Origin of the sequence: Micromonospora arborensis, from assembly GCF_003205615.1 — a bacterium.
GTDB lineage: Bacteria > Actinomycetota > Actinomycetes > Mycobacteriales > Micromonosporaceae > Micromonospora > Micromonospora arborensis.
In genome coordinates this window covers 26,284-51,068 of sequence record NZ_PYBV01000006.1, presented here as the reverse complement: position 1 = coordinate 51,068, position 24,785 = coordinate 26,284, and the positions used below count along the sequence as shown (strand labels likewise).

The window sequence follows — 24,785 nt, the reverse complement described above, 5'->3', positions numbered from 1 at the left end:
CCCCGTCGGCGGTCGCGCGAACGCCCTCGCCAGTGGGTACGCGCCGCCCGGTCGGGGAAGATCGCGCTCGATCCAGGGAAGAGTGCGTTCCCCCGGCATCGAGGCCACTAGTTCCTGGACCGAGCATGATCTTGATGGCGATGCACGCTGGCGGCAGTGCGAGCGGCCCTCCCAGGGCGGCTACGTGTGCGCTGGCCGGCAAGATCCGCACAACATCGGGGCAGTTGCTGCCTCCCGGGTCCCGGAAGCAGCAGATTCGGGGAAGTTGCGCGGATCTTGGGACGGGCGTAAGGCGCGGGGTAGCGCGTGATGCATGCGCATGAGGCGGGCGGGGCGGCCGTGAGGCGGGCGGGGCGGCCGTGAGGCGCGCGGGGCGGCCGTTAGGTGCGTAGGACGCGGGAGGTGCGACCGCGACGCGTACCTGGGCGGAAGGGGGTGCGTGTCGGTGGACGGGGATAGGCTGGTCGTCGTGCACCCCCCGTCCGTCCTGGACGCGGGGTGATCGTCGTGCCATCCGTGGGAAGTGATCTCGCATGCTCACCGGTCTGTTCTCCGCTGCCCTGGCCGATCCCGGGCTGACCCGGGCGCGCGACCTGGCGCGCTCCGGTGCCGCCCAGGTCGACGGCCTCGACATCACCGCCCCGGCGGCGCTGCGCCCGTTCGCGGTGGCCGCCGTCGCGGCCGATTCCGACGGCGGCGGGGCCGGGCGACCGGTGCTGGCGGTGACCGCCACCACCCGCGAGGCCGACGACCTGGCCGCCGCGCTGGGCGGATTGCTGCCGGCCGAGCAGATCGTGGTCTTCCCCTCCTGGGAGACGCTGCCGCACGAGCGGCTCTCCCCACGCTCGGACACCGTGGGTCGGCGGCTGGCCGTGCTGCGCCGGTTGGCGCACCCGGAGTCGACCGACGCGCACGGCGGCACCGGGCCACTGCGGGTGGTCGTGGCCCCGGTGCGTTCGCTGCTCCAACCGCAGCTCAAGGGCCTCGGCGACCTGGAGCCGGTGCAGCTCGCCGCAGGCGAGGAGGCCGACCTGGAGGAGGTCGCCCGCCGTCTGATCGACATGGCGTACGCCCGGGTCGACCTGGTCACCAAGCGCGGCGAGTTCGCGGTGCGCGGCGGCATCCTGGACGTCTTCCCGCCCACCGACGAGCACCCGTCCCGGGTCGAGTTCTGGGGCGACGAGGTGGAGGAGATCCGCACCTTCGCGGTCGCCGACCAGCGGACCATCGAGCAGGTTCCGCTGCTCTGGGCGCCGCCCTGCCGGGAGTTGCTGCTCACCCCGTCGGTCCGCGACCGGGCCGCCGCACTCGCCGAGCAGCACCCCGAGCTGGCCGAGATCCTCGACAAGCTGGCCGAGGGCATCCCGGTGGAGGGGATGGAGTCCCTCGCTCCGGTGCTGGTCGGCCCCGACTCGCTGGAGCTGCTGCTGGACGTCATGCCGGCCGGCACCCACGTGCTGCTGTGCGACCCGGAGCGGATCCGCACCAGGGCGCACGACCTGGTGCGTACCTCGGAGGAGTTTCTGCAGGCCAGCTGGGCCGCCGCCGCGGTCGGCGGCCAGGCCCCGGTGGACGTCGGCGCCGCCGCATTCCGGACCCTCGGGGAGGTCCGCGCCACCGCGGGCAAGCTCGGCCAGCCGTGGTGGACGCTGTCCCCGTTCGGTCTCATAGAGGCGGAGACCGCCGACACGCGGCAGCCCTGGGAGGACGCACCGGAACAGGGCTCCGTCACCCCGGACGACGCCATCGCGGTGACCCTGTCCGCTCAGCCGGCCCCGCTCTACCACGGTGAGACCACGCGGGTGGTCGACGACCTCAAGCGTTGGGCCGGCGAGGGCTGGTCGATCGCGCTGGTCTTCGAGGGGCACGGCCCCGCCCAGCGGGCGGTCGAGGTGCTGCGCGACGCCGGCCTGGGCGCGCGGTTGACCGAGGAGGTGCCGACCGCGCCCGTCCCCGGCGAGTTGGTGGTCACCTGCGGGGCGCTGAGCAGCGGGTTCGTCGACGAAGCGTCCCGCTTCGTGCTGCTCACCGGCAACGATGTGACGGGTGGTCGGGGCACCTCGACCCGGGACATGCGCAAGCTGCCGAGCCGGCGGCGCAACACCATCGACCCGCTGGAGCTGAAGGCCGGCGACTTCGTGGTGCACGAGCAGCACGGCATCGGCCGCTACGTCGAGCTGGTGCAGCGCACCGTCAACGGCGCCAGTCGCGAATACCTGGTCATCGAGTACGCGGCCAGCAAGCGGGGCCAGCCTGGCGACCGTCTCTTCGTCCCCACCGACCAGCTCGACCAGCTCTCCCGCTACGTGGGCGGCGAGCAGCCGACCCTGCACAAGATGGGCGGCTCGGACTGGCAGAAGTCCAAGGCCCGGGCCCGTAAGGCGGTCCGGGAGATCGCCGCGCAGTTGATCCAGCTCTACGCCGCCCGCAAGGCGTCCAAGGGCCACTCGTTCGGCCCGGACACCCCCTGGCAGCGGGAGTTGGAGGACGCCTTCCCCTGGCAGGAGACGCCGGACCAACTCGCCGCGATCGACGAGGTCAAGCGGGACATGGAACAGACCGTCCCGATGGACCGGCTGATCTGCGGCGACGTCGGCTACGGCAAGACCGAGATCGCCGTCCGGGCGGCGTTCAAGGCGGTGCAGGACGGCAAGCAGGTGGCGGTGCTGGTGCCGACGACCCTGCTGGTGCAGCAGCACTACAACACGTTCGCCGAGCGGATGAGCCAGTTCCCGGTGCAGATCCGACAGCTGTCCCGGTTCCAGACTCCGAAGGAGACCGAGCGGACGCTGGAGATGGTCGCCGACGGCACCGTCGACATCGTCATCGGCACCCACCGGCTGTTGCAGACCGCCACCCGCTTCAAGCAGTTGGGGCTGGTGGTCGTCGACGAGGAGCAGCGCTTCGGTGTCGAGCACAAGGAACACCTGAAGACGCTGCGCGCGTCGGTCGACGTGCTGAGCATGTCGGCCACCCCGATTCCGCGCACCCTGGAGATGGCGATCACCGGCATCCGGGAGATGTCCACCATCGCCACCCCGCCGGAGGAGCGGCACCCGGTGCTCACCTTCGTGGGCGCGCAGGACGACCGGCAGGTGGCCGCCTCCATCCACCGCGAGTTGCTCCGCGACGGGCAGGTCTTCTACCTGCACAACCGGGTCGAGTCGATCGACCGGGCGGCGCGGCGACTGCGGGAGCTGGTGCCCGAGGCCCGGGTCGCGGTGGCGCACGGCCAGATGACCGAGGACGCCCTGGAGAAGGTCATGGTCGGCTTCTGGGAGAAGGAGTTCGACGTCCTGGTCTGCACCACGATCGTCGAGTCGGGCATCGACATCCCGAACGCCAACACGCTGATCGTGGAACGGGCCGACCTGCTCGGCCTGGCCCAACTGCACCAGATCCGCGGCCGGGTCGGCCGGGGCCGGGAGCGCGCGTACGCCTACTTCCTCTACCCGCCGGAGAAGCCGCTCACCGAGCACGCCCACGAGCGGTTGGCGACCATCGCCCAGCACACCGAGCTGGGCGCCGGCATGTACGTGGCGATGAAGGACCTGGAGATCCGGGGTGCCGGCAACCTGCTCGGCGGCGAGCAGTCCGGGCACATCGAGGGCGTCGGCTTCGACCTGTACGTGCGGATGGTCGGCGAGGCGGTCTCCGCGTTCAAGGGTGAGCGGGCGGAGGAAGAAACCGATGTCAAGATCGACCTGCCGGTCGACGCGCACCTGCCGCACGACTACGTGAGCGTGGAGCGGCTGCGCCTGGAGATGTACCGCAAGCTCGCCGAGGCGCGCGACGAGGAGCGGCTGCGCGAGGTGGTCGCCGAGATGACCGACCGGTACGGCGAGCCGCCCGCCCCCGTGCAGAACCTGGTGGAGGTGGCCCGGTTCCGGCTGCTGGCCCGCCGGTACGGCCTGACCGACGTGTCCATGCAGGGCAAGCACGTACGGTTCGGCCCGCTGCCCCTGCCGGACTCGAAGCAGTTGCGGCTCAAGCGCTACCACCCGGACGCCGTCTACAAGCTGGCCACCGACCAGGTCAGCGTGCCCCGGCCGACCACCCGTCGCGTCGGTGGCGAGCCGTTGCGTGACCAGGCGCTGCTCCAGTGGTGCGCGCAGTTGCTCTCCGATGTGCTGGGTGCCCCCGCCCCGCTCGCCGCCGCGGCGGGCTGAGGCGGGGCCTGGGTGAGGTGGGGGCCGTCACAGCGTGGGAGAGGGCATGAGAGAGTGACGGGCATGCGTGCTCGCCGTGTGATCGCCGCCGCCAGCGTCGCGGCCCTGGGTGTCCTTTCCCTCGCTGCCTGCGGCAGGTCCGCACCGGGCGTCGCCGCGTACGTCGGTGACACCGCCTATTCGGTGGAACGGATCGATGCGATTCACGCCGAGGCGCAGGCGAAGTACGAGACGACCGTCCGGGCGGCGTTCCAGCAGCAGAACGGGCCGTCCGCGTCCCCCTCGCCGGAGATGCTCCAGATCGGCGCGACCAAGCAGGACATGCTCAACCTGCTCGTCGGGATCGACCTGGCCAAGCGGATCATCGCGGAGAAGAAGATCCCGGTGCAGGACCAGCTCAAGGCCGAGGAGTTGGGTGAGAGCTTCGGGGCCCCCGGCACCGAGTACGCGAAACTCGCCGCCGACTGGTACGACCTCTTCCTCTCCCTCCAGGCGGGCCTGCCGCCGGCCGAGCTGACCGACGACCTGCGCGCCACCATCTACGACAAGCTGGTGGAAGGTAAGGTCGCCCCTCCCGGCTGGACGGCCGAGCAGCAGCGTGAGGCGTTCTCCGACCCGGCCATCGCCCAGCAGGTGGCGGCGGTGGTGGCCCTCAGCGCGGCCTTCCAGGAGGAGGTGAAGCGGGAGGACGTCTCCCTCAACCCTCGCTACTCCACGCTGGAAATTCCGGCCCTGCTCCAGGTGCCGAACAGCGGCTTCGGCAGGTACAACCTGCCCTACCTCGACCAGGACAGCACGGTCACTGACATCTCCACCCCGGAGCCGGTGCCGTCGGCCACCGGCTCGGACGCCGGCCCGGAGGCTGGCCCCGACGCCGGACCGGAGGCTGGCCCGGATGCCGGCCCCGGCACCGGACCGGAGGCCGGCCCCGGCCCGGGCACCGAGGGCACGGCAAGCTGAGGATGACGGCACGGATCGTCCTTCTGGTCACCTCGCCCCGGCTACCGGCCGGCCTGCTGACCTCGGCGGCGTGGGACGTCGTACGCCAGCACCCGGTGTTGACCGGCGCGGAGAGCGAGTTGGCCACGGCCGTGCGCCAGGCGGGCGCCGAGGTGACAGTCGTGGACGGGCCGGCGACGCAGCCGTTGCTGGATGCGGTGGCGACGCACGGCACTGCGGTGTGGCTGGCCGGCCCCGCGGGCGACGAGGCGCTGGCCCGCGAGTTGGGTCTGCGGTTGGCCCGGCAGCCCGGGTTGGCCGAGATGGAGTTGATGTACGGCTCGTGGGATCCGCCGGGCGCCCGGCTGCTCGACGCGGTGGCCGTGCTGGACCGCCTGGCATCCCCCGGCGGCGACCCGTGGAAGCGGGCGCAGACGCACCGTAGCCTCGCCGGTTACCTGCTGGAGGAGAGCTACGAGGCGTACGACGCGATAAGCGCCGACGACACCGACGCGTTGCGCGAGGAGCTGGGCGACGTGTTGTTGCAGGTGGTCCTGCACGCGCGGCTCGCCGAGGAGTTGCCCGAGGACGAGCGCTGGACGATCGACGACGTGGCGGGTGGCCTGGTCGACAAGATGATCCGCCGCAATCCGCACGTCTTCGCCGGCGCGGAGGTCGGCACGCTGGACGAGATCACCGAGAACTGGGAGCGGATCAAGCGCGCGGAGAAGGCACGGAGTTCGGTGCTGGACGGCGTGGCGCTGAGCCAGCCCGCCCTGGCCCTGGCCGCGCAGATCCTGGGCCGCGCCGCGCGCGCCGGCCGAGCCGTCCCGCCACCGCTGGCCGACACCCAGGTAGACCCGGAGGCACGGCTGGGCGCCAGCCTCCTGGCAACGGTCGCAGCAGCCCGCGAGGCGGGAATCGACCCCGAAGCAGCCCTCCGCCGCGCCACCCTGGCCTACGCCGAAGCCGTCCGCGCCGCCGAACCCCCACCCCCACCCCCACCCGCCAGCCCGCGTTGATCAAGAGGTTTGCGTCAAGATTCGGCTCGCACCTGACGCAAACCTCTTGATCAACGCGACCGTGCCGGGGGGCTGGACGGTGGGGTGGTCGGTAGGGTGGGCGGGTGGAGGCGTTTGAGGTACTGGCTGAGCGGGTTGTCGAAGCTTTGCTGGAGTCGCGGCCGGGGGTTGCCACCGCGGCGGGGGATCACCGGTATGACGACCGGCTGCCTAATCTGTCAGCCGACGCTGTGGCCGCCGACCGGGCGATGCTCTCCGACGCGGCCAACGCACTGTCCGAACTGGACCCGGACTCGCTCGACGTCGACGAGCAGGTGGACCACGCGCTGCTCACCTCATTCGTGGATCGGGAGCTGTTCGAGCTGACCGAGATCCGGTCGCACGAGTGGGATCCGCTGCGGCACAACCCCGGCCCGCTGCTGCATGCGCTGATGGCCCGCCCGTACGCCCCCGCGGAAGTGCGGTTGACCCAACTGGCCGGCCGGCTCGCCGCCGTACCGGATGCTCTCGCCACCGCCCGCGCGACGCTGCGGGACATGCCGCGGATCCACGCGGAGACGGCGGTCGGCCAGTTCACCGGCACGGCGGCGCTGATCCGCGACGAGCTGCCGGCGCTGCTCGCCCAGGCCCCGAGCCAGCTCGACCGGGTCGAGCCGGCCGCGACCGCGGCGATCGCCGCGTTGGAGGAGTTCGTCGCCTGGCTGCGGGTCGGCCTGGCCGCCGACACCGGCCCTGGCCGTGACCCGCGACTGGGCCGGCGCCGCTGGGAGGCCCGCCTCTGGCACACCCTGGACACCGAGCTGGGCGCCGCCGAGATCCAGCGCCGCGCCTGGGCCAACCTGGACCGGGTCACCGCCGAGATCCGCGAGGCCGCCGTCGAGCTGGTCGGCGGTCGGGCCGACGACGCGACGGTACGCCAGGCGCTGGACCTGCTCGCCGCCGAGCACCCGAACGACGGGACCATCGTCGAGCTGGCCGGAGTGACCCTGGACGAGGCCACCGACTTCGTCCGCGCACACGACCTGATCACCCTGGTCGACGACAAGTGCGTGATCCAGGAGATGCCGGAGTTCGCGCGTGGTGTGGCGGTGGCGTACTGCGACTCGCCCGGCCCGCTGGAGACGGCGGCCGTGCCGACCTTCTACTGCATCGCGCCCACCCCCTCGGACTGGCCGGCGCACAAGGTCGAGTCGTTCTACCGCGAATACAACGACCACATGATCCGCAACCTGACGGTGCACGAGGCGATGCCGGGGCACTTCCTCCAGCTCGCGCACGCCCGCCGCCACGTCGGTGGCACCCGGGTCCGGGCACTGGCCGAGTCCGGCCCGTTCATCGAGGGCTGGGCGGTGTACGCGGAGGAGCTGATGGCGGGGCTCGGCTTCGGCGGCCTGCCGGTGCGGTTGCAGCAGCTCAAGATGCAGCTGCGGATGACCATCAATGCGCTGCTCGACCAGTTGGTGCACGCCGAGGACCTGTCCGAGGCCGAGGCGATGGCGTTGATGACCGGCCGCGGCTTCCAGGAGGAGGGCGAGGCGGCCGGCAAGTGGCGCCGGGCGCAGCTCACCTCCACGCAGCTCTCCACCTACTTCGTCGGGTACAGCGAGGTCGCCGAGATCGCCGCGGCCCGCCCGGACGGAGTGTCGGTCCGCGACTGGCACGACGCCATGCTCGCCCACGACTGCCCGCCCCCGCGCCACCTGCGCACCCTGCTCGGTCTCTGAGAAAAGCACGCCCGCGCAAGGCTCGCCCCGCGCCCGCGCTCTGCGCGCTCCGCGCGCAAGGCTCGCCCCGCGCCCCGCGCCCCGCGCCCGCGCGCTCAAGATTCACACAACGTCGCCGATGTTGCTGTTTCCATCACGCCGGAAGCAGCAACATCGGCGACCCTGTGCTGATCTTGAGGGCAGCGGCGCAGAGGGCAGCGGCGCCGCCGCGCCGCGCGCGGCTCAGCGCTGTCCGGCGGTCACGAGCCGCCGGGGCGACGGTCCACGACACCGGCGCCGGCGGGCGGATCGAACGCCCTCGTGTCGATCGTCTCGGAGTAGCGGCTCAGCGCCAGGTCCATCGGCTTGCCGTCGACGGACCCCGTGAAGCTGCCGAGCACGCCCTCGGTGGTCACGCAGGCGGTGAAGTCGCCGGGTGAGCCCTGCACCTCGACGCAGGCGGCGTGGTGCCCGGCGACGGTGGTGTCGCTCTGCTTGATGACCGCCTGCGGGTCGAGCGCGGCGGCGCTCAGCAGCCCGACCACCACCGGTGGTGTGACCAGGCCCTGCCGGTTGGCCTCGCCGAAGAGCGTCACGGTGGGCTTGCTGCCCGGGGTGGGCGGGGCGACCAGCGTGCACTCCGGGCGGGCGCCGGTTGTCGTACACCGGGTGATGGCCTCCGGGGTGACGGTGAGCCGCCCGCCCGGGTAGGTGTACGCGGACCGGGCCGGGTCCTGCGCCTGCACGATCGCGGCGCTCTGGCCGCCGGGGAGCTGGTAGTCGGCCGAGTAGGTCAACTCCAGCGCCCGGTCGAGACGGGCGGCGAGGTCGTTGACGAGTTCCGAGCGACCCATGGCGACTCCGGCGTCCTCGAATGTCTGACAGCCGGTGACCGTGAGCGACGCGATGACCGACACGGCGAGCATGCGGAGGGTGGTCGAGGCGGCGGGCATGGCGAACAGCCTGGTGGATCTGGTCCGCGCAGCGCAAACCCGTTGCCGGTTGACGCCCGGAAATCCGGGAATGTCCGTCAGTGCGGGGCGACTCGGGTGCGCGGGCGACGCCGTGTCCGTTCCTGCGGCCCGATACGCTGCGTTCAACACCTGCCTCAGCCGCACCGTCGCGGCCCACCCACGGACCGGATCACAACAACGAGGAGCGACTTAGTGGCAACCATCGAGGGAATCGTCGCCCGGGAGATTCTCGACTCGCGGGGCAACCCGACGGTCGAGGTCGAGGTCGGTCTGGACGACGGCACGGTCGCCCGTGCCGCCGTGCCGTCCGGTGCCTCCACCGGCGCCTTCGAGGCGATCGAGCTGCGCGACGGTGACGCCGACCGCTACCAGGGCAAGGGCGTGGAGAAGGCGGTCTCCAACGTCGAAGACAAGATCGTCGACCAGATCATCGGGTACGAGGCCAGCGAGCAGCGCCTGATCGACCAGAAGATGCTCGACATCGACGGCACCGACAGCAAGTCGGAGCTGGGTGCGAACGCCATCCTCGGCGTCTCCCTGGCCGTGGCGAAGGCCGCCGCCGGCAGCGCCGAGCTGAGCCTCTTCCGCTACCTGGGCGGCCCGAACGCGCACCTCCTGCCGGTGCCGATGATGAACATCCTCAACGGTGGCGCGCACGCCGACTCGAACGTCGACATCCAGGAATTCATGGTCGCACCGATCGGCGCGCCCACCTTCCGTGAGGCGCTGCGCTCGGGCGCGGAGGTCTACCACGCGCTGAAGTCGGTGCTGAAGAAGAAGGGCCTGTCGACGGGGCTCGGTGACGAGGGTGGCTTCGCACCGAACCTGCCGACCAACGCGGCAGCCCTGGACCTCATCGCCGAGGCCGTCGAGAAGGCCGGTTACCGGCTCGGCACCGACATCGTGTTCGCGCTCGACGTGGCGGCCACGGAGTTCTTCGACAACGGCACCTACACCTTCGAGGGTGCCGCGAAGTCCGCCGAGGACATGAGCAACTACTACACCAAGCTGGCCGGGGACTACCCGATCGTGTCGATCGAGGACCCGCTGGCGGAGGACGACTGGAGCGGCTGGCAGACGCTGACCGCCTCGATCGGCGACCGGGTGCAGATCGTCGGTGACGACCTGTTCGTGACCAACCCGCAGCGCATCGCCCGCGGCATCGCCGAGAAGTCGGCCAACGCGGTCTTGGTCAAGGTCAACCAGATCGGTTCGCTGACGGAGACCCTGGACGCGGTGGACCTGGCCCACCGGGCCGGCTTCAAGTGCATGATGAGCCACCGCTCCGGCGAGACCGAGGACACCACCATCGCCGACCTGGCGGTGGCCACCGGCTGCGGCCAGATCAAGACCGGCGCACCGGCCCGCTCGGACCGCGTCGCGAAGTACAACCAGCTGCTCCGGATCGAGGAGGAGCTGGGCGACGCGGCGCGCTACGCCGGCGCTGGCGCGTTCCCGCGCTACCGTTCGGCCTGAAGCCTCGGGGGAGGGGTGTGACGATGCAGCAGCGCCGCACACCGGGTGGTCAGCGTCCCGCCCGCCGGCCGGGTCAGTCCGGCCGGCCGGGTGGTGGCCGGGCCACCCGGGGATCGGTCCGCGACACCGGCGTACGCGCCGAGCCGCGTGGCGCCGCTGGTCGGGCGCCGGGCGCGGCCCGGGGCGCCGAGGGCGTCCGCTCCGCGAATCGTCCTGCCGCCGCTCGGCGTACTGCCGCCGGTGGTGCGGTCAAGCGGCTCGCCGCACCCCACCCACGTCGCTTCACCGGTCGGGCGACCGTGCTGTTCGCGGTCCTGATCGCGCTCGCGCTGGCCTACACGTACCCGGTCCGGGTCTACCTGGACCAGCAGGCCGACATCGAGCGGATGGAATCGGCCCAGGCGGTGCAGCAGGCGGAGATCGCCAAGCTCGCCGCCGAGGCCGCCAACTGGCAAGACGACGAATACATCAAGACGCAGGCTCGGGAGCGGTTCTTCATGGGCCCCCCGGGCGAGAAGATGATGGTGGTGCTGCACGACCCGGAGGGCGCCGCCCGGGACGCCGGGAAGTCGGCCGGTTCGGCCGCCCCGGCCGGGCCGTCGACCTGGTACGACACGCTCTGGTCGAGCGTGCGGGCGGCGGACAGCCAGCAGCCGGGCAAGTGATCCACCGATCAGCACACCAGGAGAGATGGGCACCGTGACTGTCGTACCACCGTCGGAGCCGGCGGCGGATTCCGTACCCCTGCCGCAGCGTGAGCCGGCCACCGAGGCCGACCTGGCCGCGGTGGCCGCGCAGCTCGGCCGGACGCCCCGCGGCACCCGGGCGGTGGCCCACCGATGCCCGTGCGGTCTCCCGGACGCGGTGGAGACGACTCCCCGCCTCTCCGACGGCACCCCGTTCCCGACGCTCTACTACCTGACCTGCCCCCGGGCCACCGCGGCGTGCAGCCGGCTGGAGTCGGCGGGGCTGATGAAGGAGATGGCGGACCGGCTGACGACGGATCCCGAGTTGGCCGCGCACTATCGGGCCGCGCACGAGGACTACCTCGCCCGTCGGGAGGCGATCGGTGCGGTGCCGGAGATCGCCGGTATCTCGGCCGGCGGGATGCCGGGTCGGGTGAAGTGCCTGCACGTGCACCTGGGGCACGCGTTGGGTGCCGGCCCCGGGGTGAACCCGTTCGGTGACGAGACGTTGGAGCTGGTCGAGCCCTGGTGGACGGCCGGGCCGTGCGTGGATGTGCCGGCGGGCGAATGAGCGCGCAGGCCGAGTCGTCGGCTCCCGAGAGTCAGGTCCTGGTGCGGCGGGCCCGCACCGGGGATGTGCGCGGCATCCGGCGGCTGATCGACACGTACGCCGACGACCGGCGGCTGCTGAGCAAGGCCACCGTCACCCTCTACGAGCAGGTGCAGGAGTTCCGGGTGGCGGTCCGCCCGTCCGACGGCACCGTGGTGGGCTGCGGCGCGCTGCACGTGATGTGGGAGGACCTGGCCGAGATCCGTACGGTGGCGGTGGATCCGTCCTGCCGGGGCCGGCGGATCGGGCATCGGCTGGTGGGCGAGCTGATCGACGCGGCCCGCGAGTTGGGTGTGGCACGGATCTTCGTGCTCACCTTCGAGACGCAGTTCTTCGGCGCGTTCGGTTTCCAGGAGATCGACGGCGCGCCGGTGCCGCAACCGGTGTACGAGCAGTTGCTGCGCTCGTATGACGAGGGTGTCGCGGAGTTCCTGGACCTGGAGCGGGTCAAGCCGAACACGCTGGGCAACACCCGGATGCTGCTGCGGCTGTAGTCAGGCCTTGCGGGGGTGGGCGGCAAAGAACTCCCACATCAGGTCGGTGGCGGACACGCCTGCGGAGGATGCGGCGAGCTGGCCGGTTTTTGCCCCCGGCCAACTGTGGCCCATGTCGGCGATCGTGTAGACGCTGACCTCGCTGCCGTCCGCGCAGCCCGCCACCGTGTGCGTCACACCCGCCACACCGGACGCCTTCGGGCTGGGTCGGCAGGTGAGCCGCTGCTGCCAGGTCTTGATGCCCGTCTGGAAGGTGGAGGCGTGCTGGTCCTGGCCGCCGATGAAGGTGATCACGGAGACCGGGCTCTTCGGCACGTAACTGTCGGCGGTGGTCAGTTTCCCGCTGTAACCACCGCTGACCACCCCGATCGCGGCGAACGTGCCAGTGGTCTCCACCGCCGCCCGGAAGCTCATTTCGCCGCCGTTCGAGATGCCGGTGAGGAAGACCCGGTTGGGGTCGGCGTGCCAGGTCTGCACCAGGTGGTCGGTGAGGGCGGTGAGGAAACCGACGTCGTCCGCGCTGCCGCAGCAGACCAGCGCGTTGAAGCCGCCGTCCACCCCGTCGGGGTAGGCGACCAGCACGTTGTCCTTGTCAGCTCTGGCTTCCAGGCCGGCCAGCTCCCGCATGGAGGTGGCGGAGCCGGGGTAGTAGTGCAGCGCGATGATCAGCGCGGCCGCTCGGCTCGGGTCGTACCCGGGTGGGGCGTGCAGCAGGTAGGTGCGGTCGAGCCCGTTGTGGCTCAGGGTGAGGTCGTGGTCGCCGGCAGCCGGGCGTTCGCTCGACGCGGAGGGTTCCGCCGATGGGGCCGACGAGGGCCGCCCCCGTTCACCACAGGCCGCCGCGACGATCATGAGGCAGAGCCCCGTCAACACTGCCACCGTTCGCCGCACGTCGGCCTCCCCCGTCGACCCCGCGTCCACACTGGAGGTGGTCCGCCGACGGATCAACCCTTTCGGTCCTGGGCGAAGGCAGGCAGGCTGTCGGTCATGCTTCGCCTCCAGCTCGGGCCGGCGGACCTCTGTCGGGTGCGATTCGCCGACCGGTTGCACCCGGTCGGCACCGCGCTGCTCGCGGGGCAGTGGCTGCGGGACCCGACGGTCGCGGCGATGGCGCCGGCGTTGGCCGAGCAAGCAGCGGCGGTCGAGCGGGCGGGCGCCGCGCAGGCCGCCACCGCGACGCTGCGGCACCTGCTGCCCGCCCGGGGGCGTCTGCCGGACTTCGTCACCCCCTTCTCCGGCCTGGAATCGGTCGAGGCTGGTCTGGAGGCGATTCGGGCCACCCCGGCTCGGCGGATCCGCGCCGAGGCCACCGCGGCGTACGCGAACGCGGCGGCCACCCCGCTGCGGCGACGGTTCGCGGCCGCTGACCCGGAGGTGTTGGACCTGTTCGGCGAGGCTGTCCGCACCTGGTTCGACACGGTCCTGACCCCGCACTGGCCCGATCTGGTCTGCGCGTACCGCCAGCAGGTGACCTGTGCCAGCCAGCGGCTGGCGCAGCATGGCCTGGGCGGCCTCTTCGCGGGGTTGCACCCGGCGATCCGATGGCGGGAGCCGGTGTTGGAGGTGCGGACGTGGTGGGGCGGAGACCTGCCCGGCACGGGCCACGGCCTCATCCTGCTGCCGTCCCCGTTGGCCGGGCCCCGACCTCGGGTGCTGGCCGAGCCGGGTCGTCCGATCCTGCTCGTCTATCCGGTGGTGATGGGTGCACATGGGGCTGCCGCCGGAGGCGATTCCCTCGGTCGACTGCTCGGCGTCACCCGGGCGTTGGTGCTGCACCGGTTGGCGGCCGACGGCGGGTTGACCACCACCGTGTTGTCCCGGGCCGTCGGAATCAGTCTCTCCTCGGCCTCGGAGCACGCCACCGCGTTGCGCTCCGCCGGCCTGGTGGCCAGCGAGCGCGAGGGTGGGGCCGTGCGGCATCACCTGACCGCGCTCGGCGCGGAGTTGTTGCGGGGCTCGTCGGGCGACTCGACCGAGGGGTGGCTGCCGCCCGACCAAGCCGCAGGCTGGCCGTCCGTCCTGCCGTAAGGTTGCTGCCGTGACAACGCGTGTGGCGGCCATCGACTGCGGGACCAACTCGATCCGACTGCTGGTCGCCGACCTGCCCGAGGAGTCGGCCGGGCCGCAGGCGCCGCTTGTCGACCTGACCCGACGGATGGAGATCGTCCGGCTCGGGCAGGGGGTGGACCGCACCGGCCGGCTGGCACCGGAGGCGATCGAACGGACCCGGGTGGCGCTGGCGTCGTACGCCGCCGACATCGAGAAGTTGGGCGCCGAGCGGGTGCGGATGTGCGCCACCTCGGCCTCGCGGGACGCCGCCAACGCGGCCGACTTCACCGAGATGGTGCTGCGCACCCTCGGCGTCGCGCCCGAGGTGGTCACCGGCGACGAGGAGGCCCGGTTGTCGTTCACCGGTGCCGTGCGTGGGCTGCCGGCCGACGCGAAGGAGCCGTTCCTGGTCGTCGACATCGGCGGCGGTTCCACCGAGTTCGTGGTCGGTGACCGGGCCGGTGGGGTGCGCGCGGCAGTCTCGGTGGACATCGGCTGTGTCCGGATGACCGAGCGGCACCTGCCCGGCGACCCGCCGACGTCCGAGCAGGTCGCGGCGGCGCAGGCCGACATCGCCGCCGCCGTCGACCGCGCGCTCGCTGTGGTGCCCGGCCGCGAGGCGGCCACCCTGGTCGGCCTCGCCGGGTCGGTCACCACCGTGGTCGCCATCGCTGAGGGCCTGCGGGAGTACGAGCCGGAGCGCATCCACCACGCCCGGGTGTCGTACGAGGCGGTCGCCCAGGTGACGGCGGACCTGCTGGGTCAGACCCGTGCGCAGCGGTTGGCGAACCCGGTGATGCACCCGGGTCGGGCCGACGTGATCGGCGCGGGCGCGCTGGTGCTCCGCGTGATCATGGAGCGAGCGGGGATGCCATCGGTGGTCGCCTCGGAGCACGACATCCTCGACGGCATCGCGTGGAGCCTGCAGCCGGCCTAGAGCTCGGCGCATGACCCTGATCGACTCCAACTCGCCGCCATGGCGGTATCCGGCCAACCGGATACCGCACTATCGGCGATCCCGCGTCGATCTCCAGCCGGAGTGCGGGGCTGGGATCGACTCCGGGGCTGTCCGGCGCGTTTCGTTGACGGTATTTCGCATTGCACAGTAGTGTGCATAGCGTGGACACCACACAGTTGCTGAAGGGCGTGCTCGATCTGGCCGTCCTGGCCGTGCTCCGCGAGGAGGACGGCTACGGTTACGACATCCTGCGCCGGTTGCGCGAGGCCGGCCTGGAGGAGGTCGGCGACGCCTCGGTCTACGGGACGCTGCGCCGCCTCTTCGCCGCCGGCCTGCTCACCACGTACGTCGTGCCGAGCGAATCCGGGCCGCACCGCAAGTACTACTCACTCAACGCGGCGGGGCGTGACCAGTTGACCCGCTCCGGCAAGCTCTGGCGCTCGTTCGCCACGACCATGGACAGTCTGCTCGACGATCGGGGGATGGCGGCATGACCGTCACGGAGCAGGAGATCACCGACTATGTGGCGCGGGTCCGGGCCGCTCTGGCCGACCTGCCGCCCACCCAGCGCGACGAACTGACCGAGGATCTCGGCGATCACCTCACCGAGGTCGCCGCCGAGGCGGAGGGCACCCTCGTCGAGCGGCTGGGCGAGCCCGAGACGTACGCCGCCGAGCTGCGTGCCGCCGCCGGCGCCGCCCCGGGTGGTGGGCGCAATCTCGACCAGCGGGTCGCGTCCGCGGTGGGCCGGGTCCGCACCCGGCTGCGCGCGCTCGACGTCCGGCTCGGCCCACCCCTGGGGTACGCGACGGCCAGCGACTTCCTTCGGTTGCTCCGCCCCGGCTGGTGGGTGGTGCGTGGCTATCTGGCGGCGATGCTGGTCACGGTGATCACCACCGGTGGCAGTTTCGGGCTGCTGCCGAGGTTCGGTGGCGAGTTGCTCGCCGGCCTGATCATGCTGGTCGGCTTCGTGCTCGCCTCCATCTGGATCGGCCGCCGTTCCGCCCGGCTGACCCGCTGGCCGCGCTCGGCGGTGCAGGTCGGCAGCGCGGTGCTGGTGGTCTTCGCGTTCGCCGCGCTGATGCAGGCCGAGGACCGGATGCGCTACGGCGACTACGGCTACGACCAGACCTCGGTCGACAGTCAGTACGACCGGGTCCGGGACGTCTTCGTCTACGACAGTGAGGGCCGGCTGGTGGAGAACGCCCGGCTCTTCGACCAGAACGGTGATCCGATCCGCCTCGGCTACCCGGACTGCTCGCACGACCCCTACGGCAATGCCAAGACGATGTTGCGGGCGTACCCGTACTGCCCGGAGCAGGCCCCCTTCGCGCCCCGCGCCCCGGGCGCGACCGTCCCCTCCGAACCGCCCACCGCCGTGCCGGGTGTGACCGGCACTCCGGACCCGACCACCACCCCGACCCCGAGCGGAGCGGCCACCGACCAGCCCGCGGCCGGCCCGACCGCGACCGCCGCGCCGACCCCCAGCGCGACGAGTTGAGTGACGGTGTGAATTGGATCATGCGGACGAAACTGGGAAATAGCTGAACGGACGAGGCGAGCGGGACGGCACCGTAAATCAATGATCGTTACGGTGTCGTCTGCTCATCAACCCCTCGGAAGGAACCCCCGTGTCAGAGCAGGTCGCACCGCCCACCGCGCCCGACGCCGCACCAACTGAGCCGGCCGTCGAGACGCCACAGGCGGCGGAGCCGAAGCCGGCCGAGCCACCGGCGGCAGGGTCACAGCCGGCCGAGTCGCAGCCGGCAGGTTCGCAGCCGGCCGAGCAGGAGGCGAAGAAGCCCGGTGCGAAGAAGGCCCTCAAGATCGCCGGCGCGGTCCTCGTATTCGTCGTCGTCGCCGGCCTGAAGTTCGGTGTCGCGTCAGCGATCGGCAACTACTTCAACAAGGACGAGACCGCTGACGCGAAGGCGGGCGACTGCATCGCCGAGTTGCCGGAGGTCACGGGCACCGAGCAGGAGAAGGTCGATGGCGCCAAGGTCGTCGAGTGCACCTCCACCGACGCCGCGTACAGCGTGGTCGGTCGGGTGAACGATCAGACCGAGGCCCAGGCCAACGCCGACACCACCTGCGAGCAGTACTTCAAGGAGGACGAGCAGGGGTACATCTACTCCAGCATCGAGCCGGGCAAGACGGGCTACGTGCTCTGTCTGACCAAGAAGGCCTGACCGGAGCGGCAGATCAGCATCGGCGGCGGCGGGGACCTACCCGCCGCCGTCGGCGTACCCGGAGTCACCGGCGGGCGAACAGGAGGTGAATGCCACTGTTCCGGCGTCTTCCCGGGGGCGGCGCGGCATGGCAGGCTACCGGCACTAGGACCACTGGGCGACCAGCCAACGATGACTGACCGCTAGGAGGACGGCCCATGGGCGAAATGGTGAGCTACCGCAGCAACGGCGGCACGAGCGAGGGGTATCTCGCGATACCCGCCAGCGGCATGGCCAGCCCCGCTGTCATCGTCATCCAAGAATGGTGGGGCCTGGTTCCGCACATCCGGTCGGTGGCGGACCGGTTCGCCGAGGCCGGCTTCGTCGCGCTCGCCCCGGACTTCTATCACGGTGAGACGACGAGCGAGCCGGACGAGGCACAGCGGTTGCTGATGGCGATGCGGATGGACGACGCGGCGAAGGACATCGCCGGCGCCGCCGACTATCTCGCGGGGCGGCCGGAGGTCACCGGCAAGGTCGGTGCCGTGGGCTTCTGCGCGGGCGGCAGCCTTGCCCTCTGGTCGGCCACCATCTCCGAACGGATCGTCGCCACCGTCGGCTTCTATCCCGTGTTGCCCTGGGAGTCGATGCGCCCCGACTGGGTCGACTACGCCGGCAAGGCCGCGGTCATCCACTGCTCCGAAGAGGACGGCACCGCGGCCGCCGAGGGCATCCAAACCGCCCGTCGGGCCATCGAGGAGGCCGGCGGCGACTGCCACCTCTACGACTATCCGGGCACCTCGCACGCCTTCTTCAACGACGACCGGCCGGAGGCGTTCGACCAGCGCGCCGCCGCCAGCGCCTGGGCCCGCACCCTCGAACTCTTCCGGGCCAAGCTTGGCTGAGTCGCGTACCCCCGAGCAGGTGGTCGCGCGCGCAGCGCGGGCGGCCGACCTGGCTCGCCTCGACGCGGCGGTGAGCGACTGTTTCGCCTGCCCCCGGCTGGTCCGGTGGCGGGAAGAGGTCGCCCGCACCCGCCGGGCCGCATTCCGCGACCAGGAATACTGGGGCCGGCCGGTGCCCGGCTTCGGCACCGGCGACGCCCGGATCGCCATCCTCGGCCTGGCACCCGCCGCGCACGGCGGCAACCGCACCGGACGGATCTTCACCGGCGACCGGTCCGGTGACGTGCTGTTCGCCGCGCTGCACCGGGCCGGGCTGGCCAACCAACCGACAAGCGTCGCCGCCGACGACGGGCTCGCCCTGCGGGATCTGCGGATCTTCTCGGCCGTCCGGTGTGCGCCTCCGGACAACAAGCCGACCCCGGAGGAACGGGACACCTGCGCGCCCTGGCTGCACCGCGAGGTCACGCTGATCCGGCCCACGCTGCGCGTCGTGGTCGCGCTTGGCGCATTCGCCTGGGCAGCGTGGTGGCCGGTGCTACGCCAGGTGTACGGGCAGCGCCCGCCCAGCCCGCGACCGGCGTTCGGTCATGGGGCACACTGGTCCGGCACGGACGCTCCGGACTTGTTGGGCTGCTACCACGTCAGCCAGCAGAACACCTTTACGGGGCGGCTGACACCAGAGATGCTGGACGACGTCTTCGGCCAGGCCAAACAGCTGGCCGGAGTGGACTGAGACACGCGTGGGGCGGTGGCGATGACAGACGGAACACGCCCGCCCACACCGTCTGAGGCCGCCGAGCCGGGGGTGTTGCGCCCGGCGCTCGGCCTGCTTCGCCGGTGGTGGCCGGTGGGCGCGGTCGCCGCGCTGCTTGTTGGTGCCGCGCTGTCGGCAGCCCACTCATCGATCGGGGCCAGCCGGATCCCGCCAGCGGAAAACGTTCCGTGGGTGCCCGAGTACCCGACCGCCGAGCCGCCGCCGTCGATTCCGATCGAGCCGCGCAACGCCGGTGAGGTCACCCAGGCGCACATTCCACAGTGGATCTCGACCGTGGCGATCGTACTGCTCGGTCTCGCAATCCTCGCCGCGCTCGGTTACCTCGCCTGGATCGTGCTGCGGGGCTTCCGACGTCGCCGGGCCATCCGTTCGCTGCCCGCGCACCGGGCCCGGCGTACGGCCGAGGGCACTGCCCGCGACGTGGTCGCCGCCCTCGACGCCGGCCTGGTGGAGCTCGACGACACCGACACCGACCCCCGGGTGGCGGTGATCGCCTGCTGGGTGCGCCTGGAGGAGGCCGCCGCGACGGCCGGTGTGCCGAGACTTACCGGGGACACGCCCACCGACCTGGTCAGCCGGCTCCTGCGCGGTGACCCGGAGGCCGGGGTGCCGGCGATCGCCAGCACCGACGTGCTGGGCGAGTTCGCGCACGTCTACCGGGAAGCCCGGTACGCCACCCGCCCGGTCGGCGAGCGCACCCGAGACCAGGCCCGGGCCGCGCTGCGCCGGCTGCGCGGCGAACTGTCAGCGGTGGTGGCCACATGAGCAGCACCAGCATCGACGATCTGCTCACCTTCGAGGAGGAGGCGGCGCCGACGGGCCCGCAGGCGCGGCGCTCCCGGGTCGGCCCGGTGCTGCGCTCGCTCGCGTGGGCCGCCGGCGTGGTCGCGGTGCTGGTCGTCGGCCTCCGCGCGGTCGGCCTCCAGGTGTCGCTGCCCGTACTCGTCGCCGGGGTGCTCGCCGTGCTGGCGATCCGCCGGGTCACCGCCCTGCTCGCGCCGCCACCCCCGCCGCCGGCGGGTGGCCGGGCCGCGACGGGCGAGGAGGACGGCAGCTACAACTGGGGTGCACGGGACGCGCTGCGTTCCGCGATCAATCGCTGGGAATGGCCGCTGGACTGGTCCAACACCCGACCCGAACGTTTCACCGAGGTGGTCCTGCCCCGGATCGGTGAACTCGCCGACGAGCGGATGCGCCTGAAGCACGGCGTCACCCGTGAATCGGATCCGGCCCGCGCCCGTGCCCTGCTGGGCGACCGGCTGTGGACGTTCCTGGAGACCCCGCCCCGTCGCACCCCGTCGCCGCGCGACCTCGCGGTGATCGTCGCCGAACTGGAGAAAATCTGATGAACGACGTGGACCGGAGCATTGCCCCCGCCGAGGTCGGCCAGTTGGCTCGGGCGGTCCTGGACGCGGTCGGCACCGTCGTGGTCGGCAAGCGGGACGCGTTGGAGTTGGTCCTCGCCGGCATCCTCGCGGGCGGCCACGTGCTGCTGGAGGACCTGCCCGGGCTGGGCAAGACGCTCACCGCACGATCGTTCGCCCAGGCGCTCGGGTTGGATTTCCGGCGGTTGCAGTTCACCCCCGACCTGCTCCCCGCCGACGTCACCGGCTCGTTCCTCTACGACCAGCGCAACGGCGACTTCACCTTCCGGGCCGGTCCGGTCTTCACCAATCTGCTCCTCGCCGACGAGATCAACCGGACGCCGCCGAAGACCCAGTCCGCGTTGCTGGAGGCGATGCAGGAGAAGCAGGTTTCGGTGGAGGGCGTGACCTACAAGCTGGACGAGCCGTTCCACGTGCTGGCCACCGCCAACCCGATCGAGTACGAGGGCACGTACCCGCTGCCCGAGGCGCAACTGGACCGATTCCTCCTGCGGGTCTCCTTCGGTTACCCCCAGCACGAAGAGGAGTGGGAGGTGCTGCGCCGCCGGATGAGCCGCCGCCGCGAGGAGGCGGACATCAAGGCGGTTGTCGACGCGTCCACGCTCCGGGCCATGCAGGCCGCACTGGAGGACGTGGTGGTGGAGGACTCCATCGGCCGTTACATCGTGTCCCTCACCGCGGCCACCCGTGAGCACCCGTCGGTGCTGGTCGGAGCCTCGCCTCGCGGTTCGCTGGCGCTGCTGCTGCTGGCCCGGGTCCGCGCGGTGTTCGGCGGACGGGACTACGTGGTGCCGGAGGACGTCAAGGAGGTGGCGGCGCCCGCCCTGGCCCACCGGATCACGCTGCGCCCGGAGATGTGGTTGCGTCGCGTCGACCCGGCGTTCGTCGTCGGCGAGGTGCTGGAGGCCACCCCCGCCCCGGCCAGTGGCGCGCTACCCAGCTACGCGGCAGGCGGGCCGCGGCACTGATGACGGGACCGACCGTGCCGAGAGCCACCGAGCCGGAAGCGGCTGCCGGCTGGGCGCCCACCCCGGCGCTCGGCCGGGCGGTGCTGCTCGCCGGCCTGCTGCTGGTGGCAGGGGTGCTGCTGGGGCGGGTCGACCTGATCGTGCTGGCCGCCCCGTTCGCGCTGGGCACCGCGTACGCGCTGCGCCGACGGCCCACGGCGCTGCCGCGGGTGTGGATCACCCCGGGTGACGACGGGCCGCTGGTCGAGGGCGGCGAGGTGACCGCCGCGGTGAGCGTCGGCAACCCGGACACGGTCGACTACGACCTGGTGGTGCTGCGTTCCCGCGTGTCGCCGTGGCTGCGCGTGGACCGGGCCGGCTTCGCCCACGACGAATCCGTCGACGAGGTGCCACCTACCACCACGAGGCCGACCGGCGGAGAGACGCCGGCCAGTGGCACGGCCCGTTCCATCGCCGACCGGCCGTTCGTGACGTCGGTGCCCACCGGTGCGGCGGTGGACCTGGAACTGTCCGGCCGTGCCCTGCGCTGGGGCCGGCACCCGGTCGGCCCGGCCGGTGCCCGGGTCGCCACGGCGGGTGGCCTGCTGGTCTCCCGGGCGGTGATCACCGAGCCGGTCCGGGTGCGGGTGTACCCGCGTACCGAGCCGTTCGAGGCGGTGGAGGCCATGCCCCGCGCCGCCGGCCTGGTCGGGGCGCACCACTCCCGCCGACCCGGCGAGGGCGGCGAGCTGGCCGGCGTACGGATCTTCGGCCCCGGGGACCGGCTGCGCCGCATCGACTGGAGGGTGTCGTTGCGCGCCCGGCAACTGCACGTGGCCGCCACTCTCTCCGACCGCGACGCGGAGGTGGTGGTGCTGCTCGACGTGCTCGCCGAGGCTGGCCGCTCCGGCGGGGTGAGCGGCGCCGCCTCGGTGCTGGACACCACCGTCCGGGCCACCGCCGCGATCGCCGAGCACTACCTGCACCGCGGCGACCGGGTGTCCCTGCTGGAGTACGGGCCGGCAGCTCGCCGGCTGCGGCCGGCCGCCGGGCGTCGGCAGTACCTGACGGTCCTGGAGTGGCTTCTCGACGTCCGTGTCCAGTCTTCCTCGCACGAGCCGTACGACCAGGTGTTCGGCCCGCAGTTGCTCTCCTCGGACGCGTTGGTGGTGGTGCTCACCCCGCTGCTGGACGAACGGTCGGCGCAGATGCTCGCCCGGCTGACCCGTGCCGGGCGGTTCGTGGTGGCCGTCGACACGTTGCCGACCGAGTTGGCGCCGCCGAAGGACCAGGCCTGGGCCGAGGTGGCGTACCGGCTGTGGCGCCTGGATCGCGAAGTCATGATCGGCCAGCTCCGGGAACACGGCGTACCGGTGGTGCGCTGGGCCGGCGCCGGCAGTCTGGACCAGGTGTTGCGGGACGTGGCCCGGCTGGCGACGGCACCAAGGGTCGGTGGCCGGTGAGAGTCGCGAACGGGGGTAGGTGCAGATGATCGACGCTGTCACCGGGCGGGTCCGGGCGGCCCAGAACGCTGTCGGTCGGATCAGCGTCGCCCCGTTGTTGGTTCGGGCCGGGATCTTCGGCACCGTCTTCGCCGGGTTCGTCCTGGCTTTCCCCGCCGAGGTGCTTCCCGGGCGGCCAGTCCTGTTTCTAGCGGGCGCCGCACTGCTTCCCGCTTTCGGCCCCCGCCGGGTCTGGGCGACCTTCACGGCGTTGGTCACGGTCGGCGGCTGGCTGCTCGCCACGGACGGGTACGGCCGCCCGGTCGCGCTCTGGCGGCTGCTCGCCATCGCCGCCCTGCTCTACCTGGGGCACACCCTCTGCGCGCTGGCCGCGCTGCTGCCCTACGACGCGGTGGTGGACCCCGAGCTGATCACCCGGTGGTTGCTGCGGTCGGGGGCCGTCCTGCTGGGCACCGCAGTGCTGGGGGTGCTGTTGTTGCAGGCCGCGGGCGTCGGCGGGGGAGCCGGATATCAGTGGGTGACAGTGCTGGGGCTGTTGGTGGCGGTGGGGACGGCGGCGTTGCTGGGCTGGCTCCTGCGGCGCCGGTGACGCCTGTGAAATGAGAGTTACGCAGGTCACAGGGGTTGTGCTCCGTCACAGATGGGGGGCGCGAGCGGGATTACCTGAGCCGGCCGGGGAAAGATAGACAACGTGAATCCGAAGCGGATCCTTGTGGTTGGTGCCGGGCACGTCGGTCTGTATGCCGCGCTGCGCCTGTCGAAGAAGCTCAGCTCCCGTGAGGCTGAGGTCATGGTGGTGGATCCCCAGCCACACATGACCTATCAGCCGTTCCTGCCGGAGGCGGCGGCGGGCAACATCTCCCCGCGGCACTCTGTGGTGCCGCTGCGGCGGGAGTTGCGGCGGTGCAAGATGGTGGCCGGCACGGTCACGCGAATCGAGCACGACCGCAAGGTGGCCACTGTTCAGCCGATCAGCGGCCCGGCCCGGGAGATCACGTACGACCACGTGATCGTGGCACCGGGTTCGGTCTCCCGCACCCTGCCGATTCCCGGCCTGCACGAGCAGGGCATCGGGTTCAAGACCATCGGCGAGGCGATCTACCTGCGCAACCACGTGCTGGACCGTCTCGACGTGGCAGCGGCCACGCCGGATGCGGAGGTCCGCCGTTCGGCGTTGACCTTCACGTTCGTCGGCGGTGGGTACGCCGGCATCGAGGCGCTCGCCGAGATGGAGGACATGGCTCGCGACGCCCTGCGGTACTACCCCGAGCTCAAGCAGGACGAGGTTCGCTGGGTGCTGGTCGAGGCCACCCAGCGGGTGCTGCCCGAGGTCGACCGGGACATGGGCGCCTACACCGTGCAGCAGTTGACGAAGCGCAACATGGACATTCGGCTGGACACCCGGCTCGAGTCCTGCGTCGACGGGGTGGTCAAGCTCTCCGACGGTGACAGCTTCCGGTCCGACACGATCGTGTGGACGGCCGGCGTGAAGCCGTCCCCGATGTTGGACTCGACCGACTTCCCGCGCGACGACCGTCGGCGGGTCACCTGCCTGCCCACTCTCCAGATCGTCGACGGTGACCAGGTGGTCGAGGGTGCGTGGAGCGCCGGCGACTGCGCCGCCGTGCCGGACCTCACCAAGGAGCCGGGCAACTTCTGCTCGCCGAGCGCGCAGCACGCGGTGCGCCAGGCCTCCCGGATGGCCGACAACATCGTGGCCGTGCTCCGGGGCCGTGAGCCGGTGGACTACAAGCACAAGCACGCCGGCAGCGTCGCGAGCCTCGGCCTGCACAAGGGTGTGGCCCAGGTGTACGGGATCAAGATGACCGGCTGGCCGGCCTGGGTCATGCACCGGGCGTACCACATGAGCCGGATCCCGTCGTTCAACCGCAAGGTCCGCGTGGTGGTGGACTGGTCGTTGGCGTTCTTCCTCAAGCGTGAGGTGGTTGCCCTGGGGCAGCTGCACGACCCGCGCGAGGAGTTCGTCGAGGCTTCCCAGCCGGTGAGCGCGCCCCGCGTCTGACGTAGCCCCGCCCGCCCCTGCCCCGCCGAACCGCGGAGT

23 protein-coding genes are annotated in these 24,785 nt (G+C 71.8%); 21 read left to right on the top strand and 2 right to left on the bottom strand.

The features are described 5' to 3' along the window. Window positions 1–533 precede the first annotated feature (533 nt). From mfd to C7C45_RS05625, 4 genes are all read left to right on the top strand, one after another. Window positions 534–4,169 carry a transcription-repair coupling factor gene (mfd, locus tag C7C45_RS05640; RefSeq protein WP_110562580.1) on the top strand — a complete coding sequence of 1,212 codons (3,636 nt, stop codon included), beginning with the start codon at window positions 534–536 and terminating at the stop codon, window positions 4,167–4,169. A 63-nt stretch (window positions 4,170–4,232) separates the two neighbouring features. Then, complete coding sequence (locus C7C45_RS05635; protein WP_146247272.1) at window positions 4,233–5,129, top strand: hypothetical protein; 897 nt, start codon at window positions 4,233–4,235, stop codon at window positions 5,127–5,129. A gap of 2 nt (window positions 5,130–5,131) precedes the next feature. Further along, window positions 5,132–6,130, top strand: coding sequence for a nucleoside triphosphate pyrophosphohydrolase (locus C7C45_RS05630; RefSeq protein WP_110562578.1), 999 nt, complete (start codon window positions 5,132–5,134; stop codon window positions 6,128–6,130). Window positions 6,131–6,234: 104 nt separating this feature from the next. Then, complete coding sequence (locus C7C45_RS05625) at window positions 6,235–7,854, top strand: DUF885 domain-containing protein (RefSeq protein ID WP_110562577.1); 1,620 nt, start codon at window positions 6,235–6,237, stop codon at window positions 7,852–7,854. 239 nt (window positions 7,855–8,093) lie between these two features. Here the strand turns inward: C7C45_RS05625 and C7C45_RS05620 are convergent, their stop codons facing one another. Next, complete coding sequence (locus C7C45_RS05620) at window positions 8,094–8,786, bottom strand: hypothetical protein (RefSeq protein ID WP_110562576.1); 693 nt, start codon at window positions 8,784–8,786, stop codon at window positions 8,094–8,096. A 213-nt stretch (window positions 8,787–8,999) separates the two neighbouring features. On the opposite strand from C7C45_RS05620, the gene eno reads away from it, so the two are divergent. From eno to C7C45_RS05600, 4 genes are read left to right on the top strand one after another with little or no spacing between them, the layout of a single operon-like run. Beyond that, the gene (gene eno, locus C7C45_RS05615) at window positions 9,000–10,283 is read left to right on the top strand and encodes a phosphopyruvate hydratase (protein WP_110562575.1); all 1,284 of its coding nucleotides are present in this window, start codon (window positions 9,000–9,002) and stop codon (window positions 10,281–10,283) included. A 23-nt stretch (window positions 10,284–10,306) separates the two neighbouring features. Next, window positions 10,307–10,948, top strand: coding sequence for an FtsB family cell division protein (locus C7C45_RS05610; protein WP_110562607.1), 642 nt, complete (start codon window positions 10,307–10,309; stop codon window positions 10,946–10,948). A gap of 34 nt (window positions 10,949–10,982) precedes the next feature. Next, window positions 10,983–11,540, top strand: coding sequence for a DUF501 domain-containing protein (locus C7C45_RS05605; protein WP_110562606.1), 558 nt, complete (start codon window positions 10,983–10,985; stop codon window positions 11,538–11,540). Continuing rightward, window positions 11,537–12,073, top strand: coding sequence for an amino-acid N-acetyltransferase (locus C7C45_RS05600; protein ID WP_110562574.1), 537 nt, complete (start codon window positions 11,537–11,539; stop codon window positions 12,071–12,073). Before C7C45_RS05605 ends, C7C45_RS05600 begins: the two co-directional genes overlap by 4 nt. Here C7C45_RS05600 and C7C45_RS05595 read toward each other — a convergent pair whose 3' ends face one another. Next, entirely contained in the window at window positions 12,074–12,964 is an 891-nt protein-coding gene (locus tag C7C45_RS05595; protein ID WP_244200254.1) for a CE1 family esterase, read from the bottom strand. 96 nt (window positions 12,965–13,060) lie between these two features. Here C7C45_RS05595 and C7C45_RS05590 point away from each other — a divergent pair, with 96 nt between their 5' ends. From C7C45_RS05590 to C7C45_RS05530, 13 genes are all read left to right on the top strand, one after another. Next, window positions 13,061–14,101, top strand: a complete 1,041-nt coding sequence (locus tag C7C45_RS05590; RefSeq protein ID WP_110562572.1) for an ArsR/SmtB family transcription factor — start codon at window positions 13,061–13,063, stop codon at window positions 14,099–14,101. Between the two features lie 22 nt (window positions 14,102–14,123). Beyond that, window positions 14,124–15,059: a Ppx/GppA phosphatase family protein gene (locus C7C45_RS05585; RefSeq protein ID WP_110562571.1), complete on the top strand. Its 936-nt coding sequence runs from the start codon at window positions 14,124–14,126 to the stop codon at window positions 15,057–15,059. A 182-nt stretch (window positions 15,060–15,241) separates the two neighbouring features. Continuing rightward, entirely contained in the window at window positions 15,242–15,574 is a 333-nt protein-coding gene (locus C7C45_RS05580; protein ID WP_074316865.1) for a PadR family transcriptional regulator, read from the top strand. Continuing rightward, window positions 15,571–16,581: an HAAS signaling domain-containing protein gene (locus tag C7C45_RS05575; protein WP_110562570.1), complete on the top strand. Its 1,011-nt coding sequence runs from the start codon at window positions 15,571–15,573 to the stop codon at window positions 16,579–16,581. Before C7C45_RS05580 ends, C7C45_RS05575 begins: the two co-directional genes overlap by 4 nt. Before the next feature lie 130 nt (window positions 16,582–16,711). Continuing rightward, window positions 16,712–17,269: an LppU/SCO3897 family protein gene (locus C7C45_RS05570; protein WP_110562569.1), complete on the top strand. Its 558-nt coding sequence runs from the start codon at window positions 16,712–16,714 to the stop codon at window positions 17,267–17,269. A 197-nt stretch (window positions 17,270–17,466) separates the two neighbouring features. Then, window positions 17,467–18,153, top strand: a complete 687-nt coding sequence (locus C7C45_RS05565; RefSeq protein WP_110562568.1) for a dienelactone hydrolase family protein — start codon at window positions 17,467–17,469, stop codon at window positions 18,151–18,153. 19 nt (window positions 18,154–18,172) lie between these two features. Then, a complete protein-coding gene (locus tag C7C45_RS05560) occupies window positions 18,173–18,886 on the top strand; it encodes a uracil-DNA glycosylase (protein ID WP_110562605.1) in 714 nt (237 codons plus the stop codon). A 21-nt stretch (window positions 18,887–18,907) separates the two neighbouring features. After that, window positions 18,908–19,693 (top strand): DUF4129 domain-containing protein, encoded by a 786-nt coding sequence (locus tag C7C45_RS05555; protein WP_110562567.1) that lies wholly within the window; start codon window positions 18,908–18,910, stop codon window positions 19,691–19,693. Next, window positions 19,690–20,274: a hypothetical protein gene (locus tag C7C45_RS05550; protein WP_110562566.1), complete on the top strand. Its 585-nt coding sequence runs from the start codon at window positions 19,690–19,692 to the stop codon at window positions 20,272–20,274. The genes C7C45_RS05555 and C7C45_RS05550 overlap by 4 nt, the downstream gene beginning before the upstream one ends. Continuing rightward, complete coding sequence (locus C7C45_RS05545; RefSeq protein ID WP_110562565.1) at window positions 20,274–21,281, top strand: AAA family ATPase; 1,008 nt, start codon at window positions 20,274–20,276, stop codon at window positions 21,279–21,281. The genes C7C45_RS05550 and C7C45_RS05545 overlap by 1 nt, the downstream gene beginning before the upstream one ends. Continuing rightward, window positions 21,281–22,723: a DUF58 domain-containing protein gene (locus tag C7C45_RS05540; RefSeq protein WP_110562564.1), complete on the top strand. Its 1,443-nt coding sequence runs from the start codon at window positions 21,281–21,283 to the stop codon at window positions 22,721–22,723. Before C7C45_RS05545 ends, C7C45_RS05540 begins: the two co-directional genes overlap by 1 nt. A 28-nt stretch (window positions 22,724–22,751) precedes the next feature. Then, on the top strand, window positions 22,752–23,312 hold the full coding sequence (locus C7C45_RS05535; protein WP_425271115.1) for a hypothetical protein: 561 nt from the start codon (window positions 22,752–22,754) through the stop codon (window positions 23,310–23,312). A gap of 102 nt (window positions 23,313–23,414) precedes the next feature. Then, on the top strand, window positions 23,415–24,746 hold the full coding sequence (locus C7C45_RS05530; RefSeq protein WP_110562563.1) for an NAD(P)/FAD-dependent oxidoreductase: 1,332 nt from the start codon (window positions 23,415–23,417) through the stop codon (window positions 24,744–24,746). The last annotated feature ends 39 nt before the right edge of the window (window positions 24,747–24,785 follow it).